This window comes from Photorhabdus sp. RM71S, from assembly GCF_042879355.1.
Lineage (GTDB): Bacteria > Pseudomonadota > Gammaproteobacteria > Enterobacterales > Enterobacteriaceae > Photorhabdus > Photorhabdus kayaii.
Genome location: NZ_JBHFKV010000029.1, coordinates 47,618 through 65,335 on the forward strand (window position 1 = coordinate 47,618; position 17,718 = coordinate 65,335).

The following is a 17,718-nucleotide window of genomic DNA, read 5'->3' on the forward strand; positions in this document are numbered from 1 at the left end:
AATATGAATAGGTGATTTTATTCATATTTCAGTTGGTTTGTAACAGAAAATGAGTGTTTTCTAAAGTTAATTGTTAATTTTGAGTATTATGACTCATTTTAATAGTTGAAAATTCTGCATACTTATAACTCGTTTTTTGATGTCACTGGATTGAACCCTATTTTTACTTATGGTTCATTTGGGTTTTCAGTGATAACTTTCATTTTAAGATATCGTTTGCGTCGCGTTTTTTAGCCGCTTTTTGTTCATGATTCACAGTATCTGTCGGTTAATACGCGGTATGTTTTCATGTAGGAAATGAAAAGAGGGAAATAATGGCAAAACAAACTCCATTGTATGACCAGCATCTGGCTTGTGGTGCACGTATGGTAGATTTTCATGGCTGGATGATGCCTTTGCATTATGGTTCACAAATGGATGAACATCATATTGTCCGCACTCATGCCGGTATGTTTGATGTTTCCCACATGACGATTGTGGATCTGCATGGTACTGGTTGCCGTGATTTCCTGCGTTATTTGTTGGCAAATGACATTGCTAAACTGACAGAAAAGGGTAAAGCCTTATACACCGGGATGCTTAATGCTTCTGGTGGTGTAATTGATGACCTGATTGTTTATTACCTTAGCAATGATTTTTATCGGTTGGTGGTCAATTCTGCGACTCGTGAGAAAGATCTGGCTTGGATTGATGAACATGTAGCCAGTTACCCGGTTGATATTCAGGTTCGTGATGATCTGGCATTAATTGCGGTTCAGGGGCCTGAAGCTCAGGCAAAAGTACAGTCTCTATTGAATGATGAACAGAAACAGACTATTGCTGGAATTAAACCTTTCTTTGGTGTCCAGGCGGGGGATCTGTTTATCGCAACAACGGGTTATACCGGTGAGGCGGGTTATGAAGTGGCATTACCAAAAGCGCAAGCAGCGGATTTCTGGCAAAAATTACTGAGTGTCGGCGTTAAGCCCGCGGGATTAGGTGCGCGTGATACGTTGCGACTTGAAGCCGGTATGAACCTCTATGGACAGGAAATGGATGAAACCATTTCTCCCCTTGCGGCTAACATGGGCTGGACAATCGCTTGGAAACCCGAAGATCGCCAGTTTATCGGCCGTGAAGCGCTAGAAAAACAGCGTGAAAAGGGCACTGAGCAATTGGTTGGCTTGGTGATGAGAGAAAAGGGTGTGTTACGCGGTGGCTTAGCGGTTAGTTTTACTGATGAGATGGGCGCCTTACATTCTGGCGTTATTACCAGTGGTACGTTCTCTCCAACATTAGGATTCAGCATTGCCCTTGCCCGTGTGCCACAGGGGATTGGTGAACAGGCGGTTGTCCAAATCCGCAATCGTGAAATGCCGGTTCAGGTAGTCAAACCTAGCTTTGTACGGGCGGGTAAACCTCTCGTATAGTCATTTTTATCGAATAATAACTTGATGAGTAAATAGCAATTTATCCCGGTAGGCATGATTGGTGCAGAAGCGCAAAATAGCTTGATAGGGGTAAATTCTAGGATTGAAGGAGATAATGGTAATGAGTAATGTACCCGCAGAGTTAAGATATGCTGAATCACATGAGTGGGTTCGTGCAGAAGGTAATGGTGAATACACGGTAGGTATTACCGAGCATGCACAGGAGCTGCTCGGCGATATGGTCTTTGTTGATTTGCCAGAAGTAGGTAATGAAATCAATCTTGGCGATGATTGCGCGGTTGTTGAATCAGTAAAAGCGGCTTCTGATATCTATGCGCCACTGAGTGGTGAAATTATTGCCGTTAATGAAGCGCTAAATGACGCGCCTGAATTGGTTAACAGTGAGCCTTATAATGAAGGCTGGCTGTTCCGTATTAAAGCCTCTGATGAAAGTGAACTTTCGAGTTTGCTGAATGCCGAAGGATATCAGGCACTTCTGGACGAAGAAGAATAATATGCTTACCGCCGCCCTGTCTCACATGATGAACAGGGCGTTTTTATTTGTATGCCATTTCTGGCCAGCTTCAGGAATTAGTAACAAATGACCCAGACATTAAGCCAACTTGAGAACCAGGGTGAGTTTATCCGCCGTCATATAGGCTCTTCCGCCGAACAGCAAAAAGAGATGCTGGCGACAGTGGGGGCAAATTCCCTTAATGATTTAACACAGAAAATTGTTCCCCGTGATATCGCGTTACCAGAGCCACCCGATGTTGGCGGTGGTGCAACTGAACAGCAAGCACTAGCTGAACTGAAAGCGATTGCCAGCCAAAATAAACGTTACCAATCCTATATTGGTATGGGATATGTGCCTGCTGTACTTCCGCCGGTTATTTTGCGTAATTTATTAGAAAATCCTGGCTGGTATACCGCTTATACACCTTATCAACCGGAAGTTTCTCAAGGTCGCCTTGAATCACTGTTGAATTTCCAACAAGTGACGATCGATTTGACGGGTTTGGATATTGCTTCTGCTTCTTTGCTGGATGAAGCTACCGCGGCGGCTGAAGCAATGGCAATGGCAAAACGTACTAGCAAACTGAAAAATGCTGACCGTTTCTTTGTTGCTGATGATATCCATCCTCAAACATTAGACGTTGTTCGTACCCGTGCGGAAACCTTTGGCTTTGATGTGATTGTAGATAAAGCAGAAAAAGTCTTGGAGCTGGACGGTGTATTTGGTGTGTTGTTACAACAGGTTGGCACGACAGGTGAAGTTCATGATTATGCTGATCTGATTACACAACTGAAACAGCGCAAAATCATTGTCAGTGTTGCCGCTGACTTGATGGCGTTGGTGCTGTTAACTGCGCCGGGTAAACAAGGAGCTGACATTGTGTTTGGTTCTGCCCAGCGCTTTGGGGTACCGATGGGTTATGGCGGTCCCCACGCAGCATTTTTTGCCAGCCGTGATGAATTCAAACGTTCTATGCCGGGACGTATTATCGGCGTTTCCCTTGATGCGGCAGGTAATACGGCACTGCGCATGGCAATGCAGACCCGTGAGCAGCATATCCGTCGTGAGAAAGCGAATTCCAACATCTGTACTGCTCAGGTGTTGTTGGCAAATATCGCGGCGATGTATGCGGTATATCATGGTTCGAAGGGGCTGAAACGCATTGCGAGCCGTATTCATCGTCTGACTGACATTCTGGCGGTTGGGTTACAGAAAGCGGGATTTACTCTACGTTACAAAACTTGGTTTGATACTCTGACTGTTGAAGTTGCTGATAAAGCAGCAGTATTAGCCTGGGCAGAGAAAGCTGAAATCAATTTGCGTACCGATATTTATGGCGCAGTGGGTATCACATTGAGTGAGGCTACTGGTCGTGATGATCTGGTCAAATTATTCTCTGTGCTGACAGGCACGGATGACAAGCTAGATGTTGAAGCACTGGATAAAGAGCTGATGACGGAAAGTCTCTCCATTCCTGCATCAATGTTGCGCAGTGATGAAATCCTTCTGCATGCAAATTTCAACCGTTATCACAGCGAAACGGATATGATGCGCTATATGCATCGTCTTGAGCGCCGAGATTTGGCACTGAATCAGGCAATGATCCCATTGGGTTCTTGCACTATGAAACTTAATGCTGCGGCAGAAATGTTACCGATCTCTTGGCCTGAATTTAATGAACTACACCCATTCTGTCCGCCAGAGCAAGCACAGGGTTATCAGCAAATGATCAGCCAATTATCTCACTGGCTGGTGCAACTGACAGGTTATGATGCCGTTTGTATGCAACCAAACTCCGGTGCGCAGGGTGAATATGCGGGTCTGCTTGCTATTCGCCGTTACCACGAAAGTCGTGGAGAAGGGCATCGTCATATCTGTTTAATCCCAAGTTCTGCTCATGGTACTAACCCAGCTTCTGCTCATATGGCGGGTATGACGGTTGTGGTGGTGAGTTGCGATAAAGAGGGCAACATTGATCTGGCAGATCTGCGTGAAAAAGCGGAAGAATCAGGTGGTGAGCTTTCCTGCATCATGGTGACTTACCCATCAACCCACGGCGTATATGAAGAAACTATCCGTCAGGTGTGTGAAATCATTCATCAGTATGGTGGTCAGGTTTACCTTGATGGTGCAAATATGAACGCGCAGGTTGGCATCACCGCGCCGGGTTTTATTGGCGCTGATGTTTCACACCTCAACCTTCACAAAACATTCTGTATTCCACATGGCGGTGGTGGCCCGGGAATGGGGCCAATTGGCGTAAAAGCCCATTTGGCGCCATTCTTACCGGGGCACTCGGTAGTTCAAATGGATGCCATTACTGAACAGAGAGCCGTCTCAGCGGCACCATTTGGTAGCGCTTCTATTCTGCCGATTAGCTGGATGTATATCCGTATGATGGGCTCGCAAGGGCTGAAACAGGCAAGCCAGACGGCGATTTTGAATGCTAACTATATTGCTGCCCGCCTAAAGAATGATTATGACGTGTTGTATACGGGTCATAACGGTTATGTGGCGCATGAGTGTATTCTGGATATTAGACCGTTGAAAGAAGCATTTGGTATCAGCGAGATGGATATTGCCAAACGCTTGATTGACTATGGTTTCCATGCACCAACTATGTCATTCCCGGTTGCTGGCACGCTAATGGTGGAGCCTACAGAATCAGAAAGTAAAGTAGAAATTGACCGCTTTGTGGATGCTATGCTGGCAATTCGTGCTGAAATTGGCAAAGTGGCGCAAGGTGAGTGGTCATTAGAAGATAACCCATTGGTCAATGCGCCTCACGTACAAGCTGAACTGGTTTCTGACTGGAGCCATAGTTACAGCCGTGAAACCGCGGTTTTCCCAACCTTAGAAACCAAAGCCAATAAATATTGGCCTGCGGTTAAACGTCTCGATGATGTTTACGGTGATCGTAATTTGCACTGCTCTTGTGCACCTGTCAGTGATTACCAATAATTACTAATATAATAGTCAACACCAGTATAATAACTGGTGTTGCTATTATTTATATTTATTGGCGAAGTCGGTTTAAATATAAAATTATTTTATATATTTAATGCCTTTTCCTTCCAAATTTTACATTCTATTTCTAATCTAACAGTACCTTTCATTATTGCTATTATTATTTAATAAATTGTTTTTATTGATATTTTATTTAAATAAGTTTTTATGGGTAATGATATTTCATTAATAAAAAATTGAAACTATTATTAATATAATACTTTATTATTATTGTATATTTAAAAATTTCATGAATTAAGTTTTCCTATAAGTGTCTCTTCTGTTGAAGAAGGGAAACACGGCGAGTAGTACGAGATTGATTCTTTTCCTTTTATACCCGTCATCTTTCAAGTTGCCTCTTTGTTGGCTGCACTCACTCACCCCGGTCACATCGTTATCTATGCTCCCGGGGATTCGCTCCCTTGCCGCCGCGATGCATCTTGAAATCTATAGGGTATATACCCCGCGCCATTTAATATCTCCAGCCTTATCGCGATTTCCTAGCATTTAATATAACAGATTCCCCATTATCAGGATTAAAAAATTGAATGATGATCACATTTTGCGCTACCTATTCAGACGGTCAATTAATTGCAAATTAGAATAGTTTAATGTTGTCACTATTAAATCATCAATATTCTCTGTGGGAAGATGACCATTTTATCACCAAAGCCAGACTGAGGATAACGTGATCGCTTATTAGTCAGCATTACTGACTTTGTCACACTTAAATTAGGAAAAGGGACAGTACGATGGATAAACGCTACAACTCAATGGCCAAGGTTACGAGTTATCTTTTAATTTACCTGACGGCAATCCAGCCATTGCACCCGGCTATGGCTGTCGGCATAACACCGGATAACAACCGTACACAGGTACAAAATCAGGGCAATGTGCCGGTGGTGAATATCGCCACGCCGAATGACGCAGGGGTATCTCACAATACCTATCAAGAGTTCAATGTTGCCACTCAGGGGGCCGTACTCAATAACGCGACACAGGCGGCTCAATCACAACTGGCAGGACAACTTAACGCGAACCCTAACCTGCATGGAAAAGCGGCGGCACTGATTATTAACGAAGTCACTGGCAGCGGCCGCTCTGACCTGCAAGGCCAGTTGGAAATTGCTGGCAATAAAGCCAATGTGATGATTGCCAACCCTAACGGCATTACCTGTGATGGCTGTGGTTTTATTAATACCGCTAACGCAACTTTGACCACCGGTAAACCTCAATTTGATAAACAGGGTGCACTGGAAGCACTGGAAGTGAAAAAAGGCCAGATTACCATTGGTGGCAAAGGGCTGGACGGCAAGGCGACGGATTATGTCGATATCATCAGCCGCGCAACGGAATTGAATGGAAAAATTCAGGCTAACACCCTGTCGATGACTCAGGGGGCTAACCGTATCAGCTTGAAAGACGGCACGGTTAAACCTATCGCAGGAGAAGGGGCAAAACCGCAATTAGCGGTTGATACCAAAGCCTTAGGCGGTATGTATGCCAATAAAATCCGACTGGTAGCGACTGAAGAGGGGGTTGGGGTTAATCTCACCAACTTAACCACAACCCAAGATGCTATCAGTTTAACTGCTGAGGGTAAAATTATCCTGGGGGAGGTTCAGGCCAGGACGGACATTAATATCAACAGCAAAACCATTGAAACGGCGGCACAAAGCCATGTGCAAGCGGGTCAACATCTGAAATTAACCACCGAAACATTGCGGAATCAAGGCCAAATCCGTGCGGGTGGTGATGTCACCATTAAAGCGACTAAACTTGATAACGTAAACCCGACCAGACGAAGTCACCCGATTATTACCGCGAATAAAAATAACAACATTACCGCTAACGAGATAAATAATGTTGGAGAGTTAAGTGCGGTACAAAATCTCACCCTGACAGGCAAAAATTTTTCAACGCAGGCGATAAAAGACAGTCAGGAGAATATCATCGGTAAACTGAGTGCTGGCGGGGATCTGACGGCTGTCTTTAAAGATGGATTTAGTTTTAATTTTGATAAAGAACATTTTAAAGAGGGAAAGAAACCCACTGATCTGGCTTTAATCACCGGGAAAAACATTTCTCTCACTGCCAGAGATTTAGCGAATCGTGCGTCAATGATGGCAGAACAAAACCTAACCGTTGACGCAGAAACAATCTATTTAGGCCAGGGGAATTTAAAAGCCGGGAACCATGTCATGCTGGAGGGAAGGTCACATCTTGATGTGAATGGCTATGATATCTCCGGTCGTGATGTCACCTTGCTAGCTAGCCGGGGGCCTCTTTCTGTTGTCTCTGGAGACGACTATACCCCGGAAGGAATAAGCGCATTAACCACGCTTTCTGCTGATAACATATTACGCATTATCGCCGATGGTCCTATTAATATCGTCGATACCCTGATTAACCGGGCGAAAAATATCTTTTTGGCAACCAATGATAAGCTTGAGATTTATGTATCTGCTGATTTAACTGATGAGCAGAGCCCATTAAATGACGACGCTAAACAAGAGTTAATTAATCAGCGTCTGCGCCAGCTCAGTCAATTGCAAGCGGATGAAAATATTGAGATCCATGCAGGAAAGATTGTCGATCTAAGAAGCATTTCCTTGACGGCAGGGAAGGATATCACTCTGACCAGTGGCGGTACGCTTGATATTAGTAAAATAACAGCAGAGGACCCCTATGAATATGAAAATGAACATGGAGATAGTTATGAAAAACATTACGAATATGAAAATGCCAGTAACGAGGAAGACGAACAATCTTACCCACAATTTCAATTCCCAATAGCGAAAAGTGTCATTACTGCCGGCAATAATTTAACCCTGAATGCTGGCGGTGACATTATTGACACTGAGGCGACGTTGTCGGCAAAAGGGACAACGACAGTTGCCAAGAACAATGCAGAATTGCACTCACCTGAAGGAAAGTATAATTCAGTTGAAGGAAAGTATACGCCGGTAACTTCTGCGCTGATTGAAAGTGCGTTAAGGCATAGTCCTGAACTGACAATGAACTTCTCCGAAATAGAAGGAGAAGTACCGGGGATTAAACTTGCGGATAAGCAAACCCGGATCACCTCGAAAAACAATCGCCCTATTATTCATATTGCGGCACCTAACGCCCGTGGTGTTTCACATAACCATTATCAGACGTTTAATGTTGGGACATCAGGACTGGTATTGAATAACGCGACCCATGATACGCAGTCTCTACTGGCGGGGCAAATTGGCGCGAATCTGAACTTCAACGGTCAATCGGCTGAACTGATTATTAATGAAGTGATAGGGACTTTTGCCTCAAATCTGCAAGGTCTGTTGGAAGTGGTAGGGCAAAAAGCCCCTGTCTTCATTGTCAACCCGAATGGCGTAACCTGTAATGGTTGCGGCTTTATCAATGTCCCAGCTGTCACATTATCGACAGGTAAACCGGTGTTTGATAAAGACGGGGCATTAGAAGCCTTAGCCGTGAAAAAAGGCGTCATCATCTTGGGTGAAAAAGGGCTGGATGCGACGGCACAGGATAATGTCGATATTATCAGCCGGACCACTAAGCTTAACGGTAGACTACAGGCGAAAAACCTGACATTGACACAAGGCCCCAACCAGATTGATTTAAAACGCGGGACGATTGTTCCGATTACAGGGGAAGGTTATACCCCCTGGGAAGCGATTGATACCGGGTCATTGGGGGGAATGTATGCCAATAAAATTCGTCTGGTGAGTACCGAGCCGGGTAAGGTTGTCAATCTCACCAACCTGACGGCAACGCAAGGCGACATCAATTTGACCGCCGACGGTAAGGTTATTCTGGGGGATGTGCAGGCCAAAACGGACATCAACATGAGCGGTAAAGGCATTGAAATGGCGAAACAGAGCCATATGCAAGCCGGTCAACATCTGATATTGACAACCGATACATTGCAGAATCAGGGACGAATTCGTGCCGCCGGCGATGTCGCCATTAAAGCGAAAGCATTGTCTTTAAATGGGGGAAATGTCAACGCCGGGAACCATATCCTGCTACAGGGCGAGAACAGTTTTACGATGCGTGGCACGGATATCTCAGGTCTTAACATTACCTTGATTTCCAACGGTTATAGTACTGCTGTTTTACCTGGCGGCAGTGACACGCAGAAAGGCACACGGGCATTATCCCTTATTTCTGCGGTTAATACGTTGCGTATTCTGTCTGAACGCGGAATATCTCTTTCAGATACGCTAATTAACCGGGCAAAAAATATCTTTGTGGCGAGTAATGAGTGGATTGGTATTAATCAGCATTTGGCTGCGGATGAGAATATTGATCTTCACGCTGGTGGCGGGATAAATTTGGGTGGCATTTCCCTGACCGCTGGGAAAGATATTAGCCTGACAAGTGGTAACTCGCTTTATGTTGGTAACGTCACCGCCGGCAACAATTTAACCTTGATTGCTGGTGGTAATATGACGGAGACGACATTATCGGCAGAAGGGGCGACCGCGGTTGCCAAAAATAGCACGGCGTTGCACTTAGCTGACGGGAAATATACCCCGGTGACTGCTGGGTTGATTGACCTCGCATTAGGCAATGCCCCCCAGTTGGCAATCAATATCCCAGAAATAGCCGGTGGAATACCCGGGATTCAACTTGCGGATAAACGAGCGCGAATTGCCGTGAGAAATAACCTGCCTATTATCCATATTGCGGCCCCTAATTCCCGCGGGGTTTCACATAACCGTTATCGGGAGTTTAATGTTGGGGCTTCGGGGCTGGTGTTAAATAACGCTACCGATGCTACCCAGTCCGTATTGGCGGGACAAATTGGGGAAAACCCTCATTTTAACGGTAAATCGGCTGAGTTGATTATTAATGAAGTGGTGGGGACTTTAGCCTCAGATCTACAGGGCCTGTTGGAAGTGGTGGGGCAAAGAGCTTCGGTCTTCATCGCTAACCCGAACGGCATAACCTGTCATGGCTGTGGCTTTATCAATACCCCGGCGGTCACCTTATCGACTGGGAAACCGGTGTTTGATAAAGAGGGAGCATTAGCGGCTTTAGAAGTGAAAAAAGGCGCCATAACCTTTGATGAAAAAGGACTGGATGCGACGGCGCAGGATGATGTCGATATCATCAGCCGGACTACTAATCTTAACGGTAGACTACAGGCGAAAAACCTGACATTGACACAAGGCTCCAACCAGATTGATTTCAAACGCGGGACCCTTGTCCCCATTGCCGGGGAAGGTTATACCCCCTGGAGAGCGATTGATACCGGGTCATTGGGGGGAATGTATGCCAATAAAATCCGTCTGGTGAGTACCGAGCCGGGCAAGGCTGTCAATCTGACTAACTTGACCGCAACGCAAGGCGACATCCGTTTGACCGCTGATGGCGAGATAACGCTGGGAAATATACAGGCCAAAACGGATATCACCGTAAGCAGTAAAGGCATTAAAACGGCGGAACAGAGTCAGATTCAGGCAGGGAAAGATATTACGCTTGCCGCGAACACATTGGACAACCAGGGTAAGGTTATCTCCGAAGGGGATATGCGGTTGTTTATTGACCGTTTAAACAATCAAAATAAGGGGCTGATTCAGGCAAATAATCATCTCTGGCTGCAAAAAGACGCGAGCGGTAATTTAAGCACTGAAATTAACAACACGTCAGCGACACTGAAAACCAATCATGGCGATATCGTTATTCGTACAAAAGCATTCAGTCATGACAGTCATGCTAACCTTGTTTCAGGGGCGAATGCTTATATCAATGCGACCAGACTGGATAACAGCCAAAGTCAGTTTCAGGCGCAGAAAAATCTCATCTTAACCGGTCATGACTTTAATAACGGGATGGACGGTAAACTCTCAGCCGGTCTTAATGTGGTGGCTGATTTTATTGATAAATTCAACGGAACTGCGTTCATATCGGCGAAAAATATTCTGCTGCATGCTGGTGAAATTATTAACATAGGGCACCTCAACGCGGGCAATGATCTGTCCGTCATCGCCGAGCGTCGAATGTATGCCGGCCAGAGTACACTGGAGGCAAAGAGAAATCTGACCTTGATTGCGGGTAAAGATATTGATGCCTTTCAAGTCGAGTTGAAGGGAGAAAATGTTGAACTGCTTACGCGTGAAGGCGACATCCAGATGTGGGGGGACGGTTCTCGTATTTCGGCCAGCAACAATTTGCGGATGTTCGCGAGTAACAAACTGGATCTCTATGGTCTTTTATTCGATAAATCAAACACGATAACGTTAAATGCGGGTCATGAAATTGATGCCAGCCAGGTTAAATTGGCCGCACAGAAAAATCTGACACTCAGTGCGGGCAAAGATATCACCGCCCGTCAAACTGAGCTGAAAGGGGAAAATATTGAGCTTCTCGCGCGTGAAGGTGACATTAGGGGGCCGATGAGCGGGGAGGATTCTTCTCGTATTTCGGCCAGCAACAATTTGCGGATGTTCGCGAGTAACAAACTGAATCTCCAGGGTATTTTATTCGATAAAGCAAACAATATAACGTTAAATGCGGGTCATGAAATTGATGCTGACCGGGTTAAATTGGAGGCAAATAACAACCTGACATTAATTGCGGGCAAAGATATCACCGCCCGTCAGGCCGAGTTAAAGGGGAAAAATGTAGAGCTGCTGGTGCGTGAAGGCGACATCCAAATGGGATGGAATAGGTCTGATGCATCATTACCCTCAATTTCGGCCGATAATCATTTGCGGATTTCAGCGGGCAACGATCTGGATCTCTCCGGTATTCAGTTAGACAAATCACGCCATCTGACATTAAGCGCGGGTCGTAACCTGAATGCTAGTCGAAGTCAATTGAACGCTGCGGGCAATATTAATCTGTTTTCTGGGAATGATTTAATGTTGCGGAGAGATAGTATCAATGCCGGGCAACAAGTCATGCTCAGCGCGGGCCACGATATTGATATCTCTCGCCCCAATACGCCGGAGGCATCAGAGCGCCGGTTTGATTTATCTCAATCAGGCACGCAAATTACCGCCGGTGATCACCTGCAACTCAGCGCGGGGGGCGATATCGCGGGTATCGCGAGATTAACATCGACTAAAGGAAATATCTCGGTTAACGCCGGCCGGGATTTAGCAAGACCCGCCGTAAACCCTCTTTACGGCGGGGAGCAGTCACGGGGATTAGACCACACAATGGGCTGGGGAAAATTAGTGGAGGGAAAAGGCGTTGTCGACCCGATAAAATCGTCGCTTCCCTTATTGAGTAACAATAACTGGAGTCAGGTGGCCCAGCGTGTCGCGGCGCAATCCGTCGTGAGCTCAACCATAGGCACCGCTATTAACGGCGGCAGTTTTACGGATAATCTGCAAGCGGCGTTATTGAGCAATGTGGGTAACCAGATTAACGCCGAGGGAGCCGGATTGATTGGTGATAAGGGTCAGATTCTGGGTGTCCCGGGTAAAGCGATTAGCCATGCCGCGGTATCTGCTCTGGCTGCCGAAATCGCTGGCGGGGATGCCAAAGGGGCAGCGGTGGGCGCGCTGGCGGCTGAATTAGCCGCCATCACCATGGAAAGCCGGCTATTTGAACCGGCGTATAAAAATGAAACAGAACGGCAAATTCATAAACTTCAGGAAGCGCTGACGGGTAATGAAGTGAAGGCCCAGACAGCCAAATTTATCGGAGCGTTATCAGGTGCCCTGATTAGTCATACCCCGGAAGGCGCTTACAGTGCGGCAAACAGCGCGGAGCTTGTCTATCGTAATAACATGACTGAGCACATGTTGTATCAGTTATCGGCAGATAATCAAAAAGATATCTTGGCGGCGGAAAAAGGGGATAAAGCGGCGGAAGAGCGTGTCATTGCGCGACGGAATGCCGCGATTGCCGTCACTGCCGTGGCGGCAGGCGGCTATGCGCTGGTTTATGGCGGACATATACTGATTGCGGGTTCGGCTGAAATGGCAACGGCAGGGCGTATTGCGCTGGAAGGCTGTAAAGCCAATCCGGCGCTGTGCCTGAATAACGTGGGGATTTTTGTTGCGGATGCGGTTGCGCCGGAAGCGGCGGTGGGCACAGGTGTTTTGGCGGCGGGAGCCGTAAAAGTATTAGGTAATAGCAAAGAAGGGGCGAAGGATCTGGCAGAAGGATTGAGTCATGCCTCAGAACCGCTGTTAAGAAATGCTAAACCTGATACCCATGCCGTAGCTAGCTTGATTGAAAATGAGAAGTTGTATGCTGGAAAGGGGACGACACAAGCTGGAAAAGATGCAGGTTCATTAACAGGATACCCAGCCAAAATATCTCCTAATGCTTCTACAGAACAAATACGTTCATTAACAAGGGAAAATGAGAGTGCCAAGATATTGGCTCAAAATGGCTATCATGTCGAACAAAATCCGAAAGTTATAGGAGATAAAAAACCCGATTATAAAGTAAACGGGGAAGTTTTCGATAATTATGCCCCTAGCTCTAGCAGTGTTAGGAATATTTGGAGTGAAGTAAAAGGTAAAGTCGATGAAGGACAAACTAAAAATGTTGTCATCAATATATCAGATACTAAAGTGACTTTAAATGATTTGAAAAATCAATTCAGTAAATACCCAATTAATGGTCTTGATAAAGTCATAGTAATAGATAAACTTGGCAAACCAATTAAACTGAAATGAGGACGAAATGGCTATTAATTTAGTATGTTATACAACTATAGGACCCTCAATCTTACAAAATAAGGTAAATGAGTTTGTTTCTAAATATTCAAGTTTATTCCCTAGCGAGTATATTGTATATCCAGTTAGAGAACCAGATGAGATCCAAAAAGAGATTTCAAATGAAAACAATTTAGATCCTTTATCTATATTTAGGATTGCGATGAATAATAAAGAATCAAAAATATCTATAACAGATATGGCTAATTTATTAAAAAAAGAGTTAGGTGCTTCAAATATTATTGTTCTTTTTGAAGGTGAAATTTTAATTTAAATATTGTCCCCCGATCACCCGTGAACTCCTCCCCCGAATGTTAGACAAATATATAACATTCGGGAGGCAGTTCATCCAATCGGGGCTATCTTCTTCTATTTTTATGACAGCTGATTTGTCAACATAAAAACCGAGTTGTTCCAGTCAGAGCCCTTCAACGGTGAGTTGAGGTCTGGGCACTGATTAGCCATACCCCGGAAGGCGCTTACAGTGCGGCAAACAGCGCGGAGCTTGTCTATCGTAACAACATGACTGAGCACATGTTGTATCAGTTATCGGCAGATAATCAAAAAGATATCTTGGCGGCGGAAAAAGGGGATAAAGTGGCGGAAGAGCGCATAACTGCGCGGCGGAATGCAGCGATTGCCGTCACCGCTGTGGCGGCAGGCGGCTATGCGCTGGTTTATGGCGGTCATATACTGATTGCGGGCTCGGCTGAAATGGCAACGGCAGGGCGTATTGCGCTTGAAGGCTGTAAAGCCAATCCGGCGCTGTGCCTGAATAACGTGGGGATTTTTGTTGCGGATGCGGTTGCGCCGGAAGCGGCGGTGGGCACAGGTGTTTTGGCGGCGGGAGCGGTAAAAGTATTAGGTAATAGCAAAGAAGGGGCGAAAAATCTGGCAGAAGGATTGCACAATGCGGGTATGCAGGTCGCTGAGGCATTAACACCGGGTGGTGTGGCTGACATAATAGGTGTGGGTAAAACTGCGGCGGAAGCGGCGGCTGCGAAAATTGTGGTAGCGAGCACTACTAAAAGCATGAATAATGCAGCTCATAATGCTGCTAATTACGCTGGCCTTAAGATGGATCTGAAAACAACTCAAGCTGCAAATGAAGTAGTGGAGAGTCTGAAAACTACAGGTCAGTTGCCGAAAAATTATGTTACTAAGAACCAAGCGATAGGTAATGGTTGGAAACCTGGAAAGGCTCTCAATAATACTACACCTGGAGGTCAATTAGGTGGCGATATCTTTGAGAATTCAAATAACCTACTACCACCCTCTCTTGGCCGGGTATGGCGTGAGGCTGACATAGGATTGGATAATACGATGTCTCGTGGTAATCAACCAGGAACTCGATTGCTGTATTCTAATGATGGTTTGTTATATATCACCGTTGATCATTACGAAACGGCTATTTCAATAGGTAAGTGGAAATGAGAGATCATAAAATTATTTTAGATGGAAAAGACATCTGTTCAGAGGGTGATTTTCATAAAGCATTATCTGAACAGTTAGAATTTGGCCCTTATTATGGGAATAATCTTGATGCGTTATGGGATCGTTTAAGTAGTGATATTGAACGTCCAGTGACAATTGTTTGGCTAAATTCTGAATCTTCTCATCAGTATTTGGGCGATACTTTTAAAAAAATTATTACCATATTTAATCGGGTTAAAGAACAAGACATCAATTTTAAACTAGCTGATAAATTTGACTATCAATTAGAGTAACTGGGTTATGTAGCGGTTAATGCGACTAAAAATTTGCTTAATAAGCCTGTTGCTCAAAAAATAGGTGCAGAGAAATATTGCATAATGCGGGGATGCGGATTGTTGAAGCACTAACACCGGGTAGCGCGTGCAATCGGTGTAGGTAAAATTGTAGCAGAAGCGGTGGCTGCGAAAACTGAAGTTGTGGCAGTTAATGTGACGACAAATCCATAAACTTCAGGAAGCGCTGACGGGTAATGAAGGTAAGGCCCAGACGGCTAAATTTATCGGAGCGTTATCAGGCGCCCTGATTAGCCATACCCCGGAAGGCGCTTATAGTGCGGCAAACAGCGCGGAGCTTGTCTATCGTAATAACATGACTGAGCATATGCTGTATCAGTTATCGGTAGATAATCAAAAAGATATATTAGCGGCAGAGAAAGGGGATAAAGCTGCGGAAGAGCGCATAACCGCGCGACGGAATGCAGCGATTGCCGTGACCGCAGTGGCGGCAGGTGGCTAGCTTATCACAAAAATTATCCACGTTTGATATTTTCTATAAAGTTGTGCCATTATGACGTCATAATGGCAAAAATTGCGTTTAAAATGCTTCGAATGTGCTTACATTTTTTTCGCTCTTCATCTAAGTCCGAGCTTCTTTTTTGAGAAATAGGTTTGCTTAACACTAAACGTATTACACTAAATTCTATACAGTCTGTATATGGGGCGAGTCTCTGAGGTGACAGGGGGGAAGAAAAATGAGATTACGTTGCATGGCTTATCGTCAGGGTGAGGTATATGTAGCCGCCTGCTTAGATCTGTCTTTAGCGGCGCAGGGTGATAATATAGAAGAAGCAATAAATAAGCTTGAAGCCCAGATTGAAGATTATCTTGAAGAAGTGAGAGCGGAGCCTCAGTACGCCAAACAAATGCTAAGTCGAAAAGCACCATTATCAATGTGGGTTAAATATTGGCGGATTGCCTTTCGAATTTTCATGAATAGAGAAGACAGCGGTATGGCTAAAGTTTTTAATGAACAGTGCGAACCGGCTTGACATAGGGCAGCGCCATGTTTTTTAAAAAATTAACGCCATTGAAATATGCGGAAGTTATCAAAGGGCTTACCGCACTTGGTTTTGAGATGAAGCCCAAAAAGGGCACATCTCATGAGCAGTGGATTAGGAAAACAGAGGGCGGGAAATGACTGGTAATGGTCGATAAACATCACGCTCCGTTTTCCAGAGACCTTATAAAATCAATGGCTAAACAGGCTGGTATCAGCGCAAAAGAGTTTCACTCATTATGTAAAGGTGTGATTAGCGTTGAGCAAGTGCACGCTGGGAATTCAGAGTAAGCAACTTATTATAGTTTAATTTATCAACACTAAAAAATTTTCTTACGCCGCTTAACTGCGGTTTTTTTATTTAATCAGCCTCGCGATTTCCACAAGGTTTTTTATGGGTGGAATATGGTAAAAGCGATCAAAGGTAGAAAGGGTGGCAGCAAAAAACCACGCACACCAGTTGAAGCCCCGGATTCAATTAAATCATAAAATATTGTTAGATTATATGGCAGACGCAGTAGCGATTATTCCGGGTGTGGGTGACGACTTAAACAGAACTCAGGTTAATTAACTTTTATTTAATGTTTAATAACGCTTTATTGTATCAACAATGGTGAAAAGTCTGATGGATTAATAAACCCAGAAATATGATAACAGTTAAACAGGTAGTTAACCGTTAACAGCGCTGAAAATAACTTGGTAAAATAATGATATAAATTTATTTTAGCGTTAAATCACATTGACAGTATAAAAAGAGGAATGGTTTAAATTAAACAGTAAAAAAGATGTTATTGGATGGGTTAAAGTAGTATAAAGCCAGTTTAAACTGGCGGATTTACGCTATCACGGTTTTGTATAATAAAGGTAACATAATAACGTTGTAAGTAACTTAATTCGTAGAGACTGTTATTCAAATTTTTTATGATTGATGATTTAATTGGTTTATTAAAAAGTTTATTCTTTGGTTGAATGCGTTATTAAAGATGATTCCTTTTAAAAATAGATTATCTGATTGATTTATTCATATTTTTATTTATCCGTTTTCCCTAGGAGACATAAGCATGAATAAAATCAACCTTTGTTTTTCATTTTTCACTGATGGTTTTATAATGGATAGGTTTTAGACTATGATTAAAAATCATTGTTTTAACTCTTGGATTAATCAGTATAAAGTTTTAACGATGGTTTTACCCGTTTTACCCCTGTTTTTTATTAAGTTTGGTAGATTCACATAATAAGTGCAACATCGTTAATCTGGAAGTAAACATGTTCGTATTCCCTTAAATAATTCATTCGGTGTTTTCCCACCCCGTGTTTTTCGGGGGCGATT

9 protein-coding genes and 2 pseudogenes are annotated in these 17,718 nt (G+C 44.3%); all 11 read left to right on the forward strand.

The window, feature by feature from the left end; genetic code table 11:
- Nucleotides 1-314: 314 nt before the first annotated feature.
- The 11 genes and pseudogenes from gcvT (at nt 315) to ACGF5R_RS15605 (ending at nt 16,529) form a co-directional block, all read left to right on the forward strand.
- On the forward strand, nt 315-1,409 hold the full coding sequence (gene gcvT / locus ACGF5R_RS15555; RefSeq protein WP_387691641.1) for a glycine cleavage system aminomethyltransferase GcvT: 1,095 nt from the start codon (nt 315-317) through the stop codon (nt 1,407-1,409).
- 121 nt (nt 1,410-1,530) lie between these two features.
- Nucleotides 1,531-1,923: a glycine cleavage system protein GcvH gene (gene gcvH / locus ACGF5R_RS15560; RefSeq protein ID WP_112876739.1), complete on the forward strand. Its 393-nt coding sequence runs from the start codon at nt 1,531-1,533 to the stop codon at nt 1,921-1,923.
- An 87-nt stretch (nt 1,924-2,010) separates the two neighbouring features.
- The gene (gene gcvP / locus ACGF5R_RS15565; RefSeq protein ID WP_387691643.1) at nt 2,011-4,887 is read left to right on the forward strand and encodes an aminomethyl-transferring glycine dehydrogenase; all 2,877 of its coding nucleotides are present in this window, start codon (nt 2,011-2,013) and stop codon (nt 4,885-4,887) included.
- A gap of 797 nt (nt 4,888-5,684) precedes the next feature.
- Nucleotides 5,685-12,044 (forward strand): annotated as a pseudogene (locus ACGF5R_RS15570) (filamentous hemagglutinin N-terminal domain-containing protein); the annotation flags it as partial.
- Between the two features lie 90 nt (nt 12,045-12,134).
- A pseudogene (locus tag ACGF5R_RS15575) lies at nt 12,135-13,580 on the forward strand (DUF637 domain-containing protein); the annotation flags it as partial.
- Between the two features lie 7 nt (nt 13,581-13,587).
- Nucleotides 13,588-13,893, forward strand: a complete 306-nt coding sequence (locus ACGF5R_RS15580; RefSeq protein ID WP_262981140.1) for a hypothetical protein — start codon at nt 13,588-13,590, stop codon at nt 13,891-13,893.
- 248 nt (nt 13,894-14,141) lie between these two features.
- On the forward strand, nt 14,142-15,053 hold the full coding sequence (locus tag ACGF5R_RS15585) for a hypothetical protein (RefSeq protein WP_387691644.1): 912 nt from the start codon (nt 14,142-14,144) through the stop codon (nt 15,051-15,053).
- Nucleotides 15,050-15,346 (forward strand): barstar family protein, encoded by a 297-nt coding sequence (locus ACGF5R_RS15590; RefSeq protein WP_118987824.1) that lies wholly within the window; start codon nt 15,050-15,052, stop codon nt 15,344-15,346. The genes ACGF5R_RS15585 and ACGF5R_RS15590 overlap by 4 nt, the downstream gene beginning before the upstream one ends.
- Before the next feature lie 355 nt (nt 15,347-15,701).
- Nucleotides 15,702-15,848 (forward strand): hypothetical protein, encoded by a 147-nt coding sequence (locus ACGF5R_RS15595; protein WP_262981138.1) that lies wholly within the window; start codon nt 15,702-15,704, stop codon nt 15,846-15,848.
- Nucleotides 15,849-16,083: 235 nt separating this feature from the next.
- Entirely contained in the window at nt 16,084-16,380 is a 297-nt protein-coding gene (locus ACGF5R_RS15600; RefSeq protein WP_112876736.1) for a type II toxin-antitoxin system HicB family antitoxin, read from the forward strand.
- 14 nt (nt 16,381-16,394) lie between these two features.
- Nucleotides 16,395-16,529 carry a type II toxin-antitoxin system HicA family toxin gene (locus tag ACGF5R_RS15605; protein WP_255566887.1) on the forward strand — a complete coding sequence of 45 codons (135 nt, stop codon included), beginning with the start codon at nt 16,395-16,397 and terminating at the stop codon, nt 16,527-16,529.
- Nucleotides 16,530-17,718 lie beyond the last annotated feature (1,189 nt).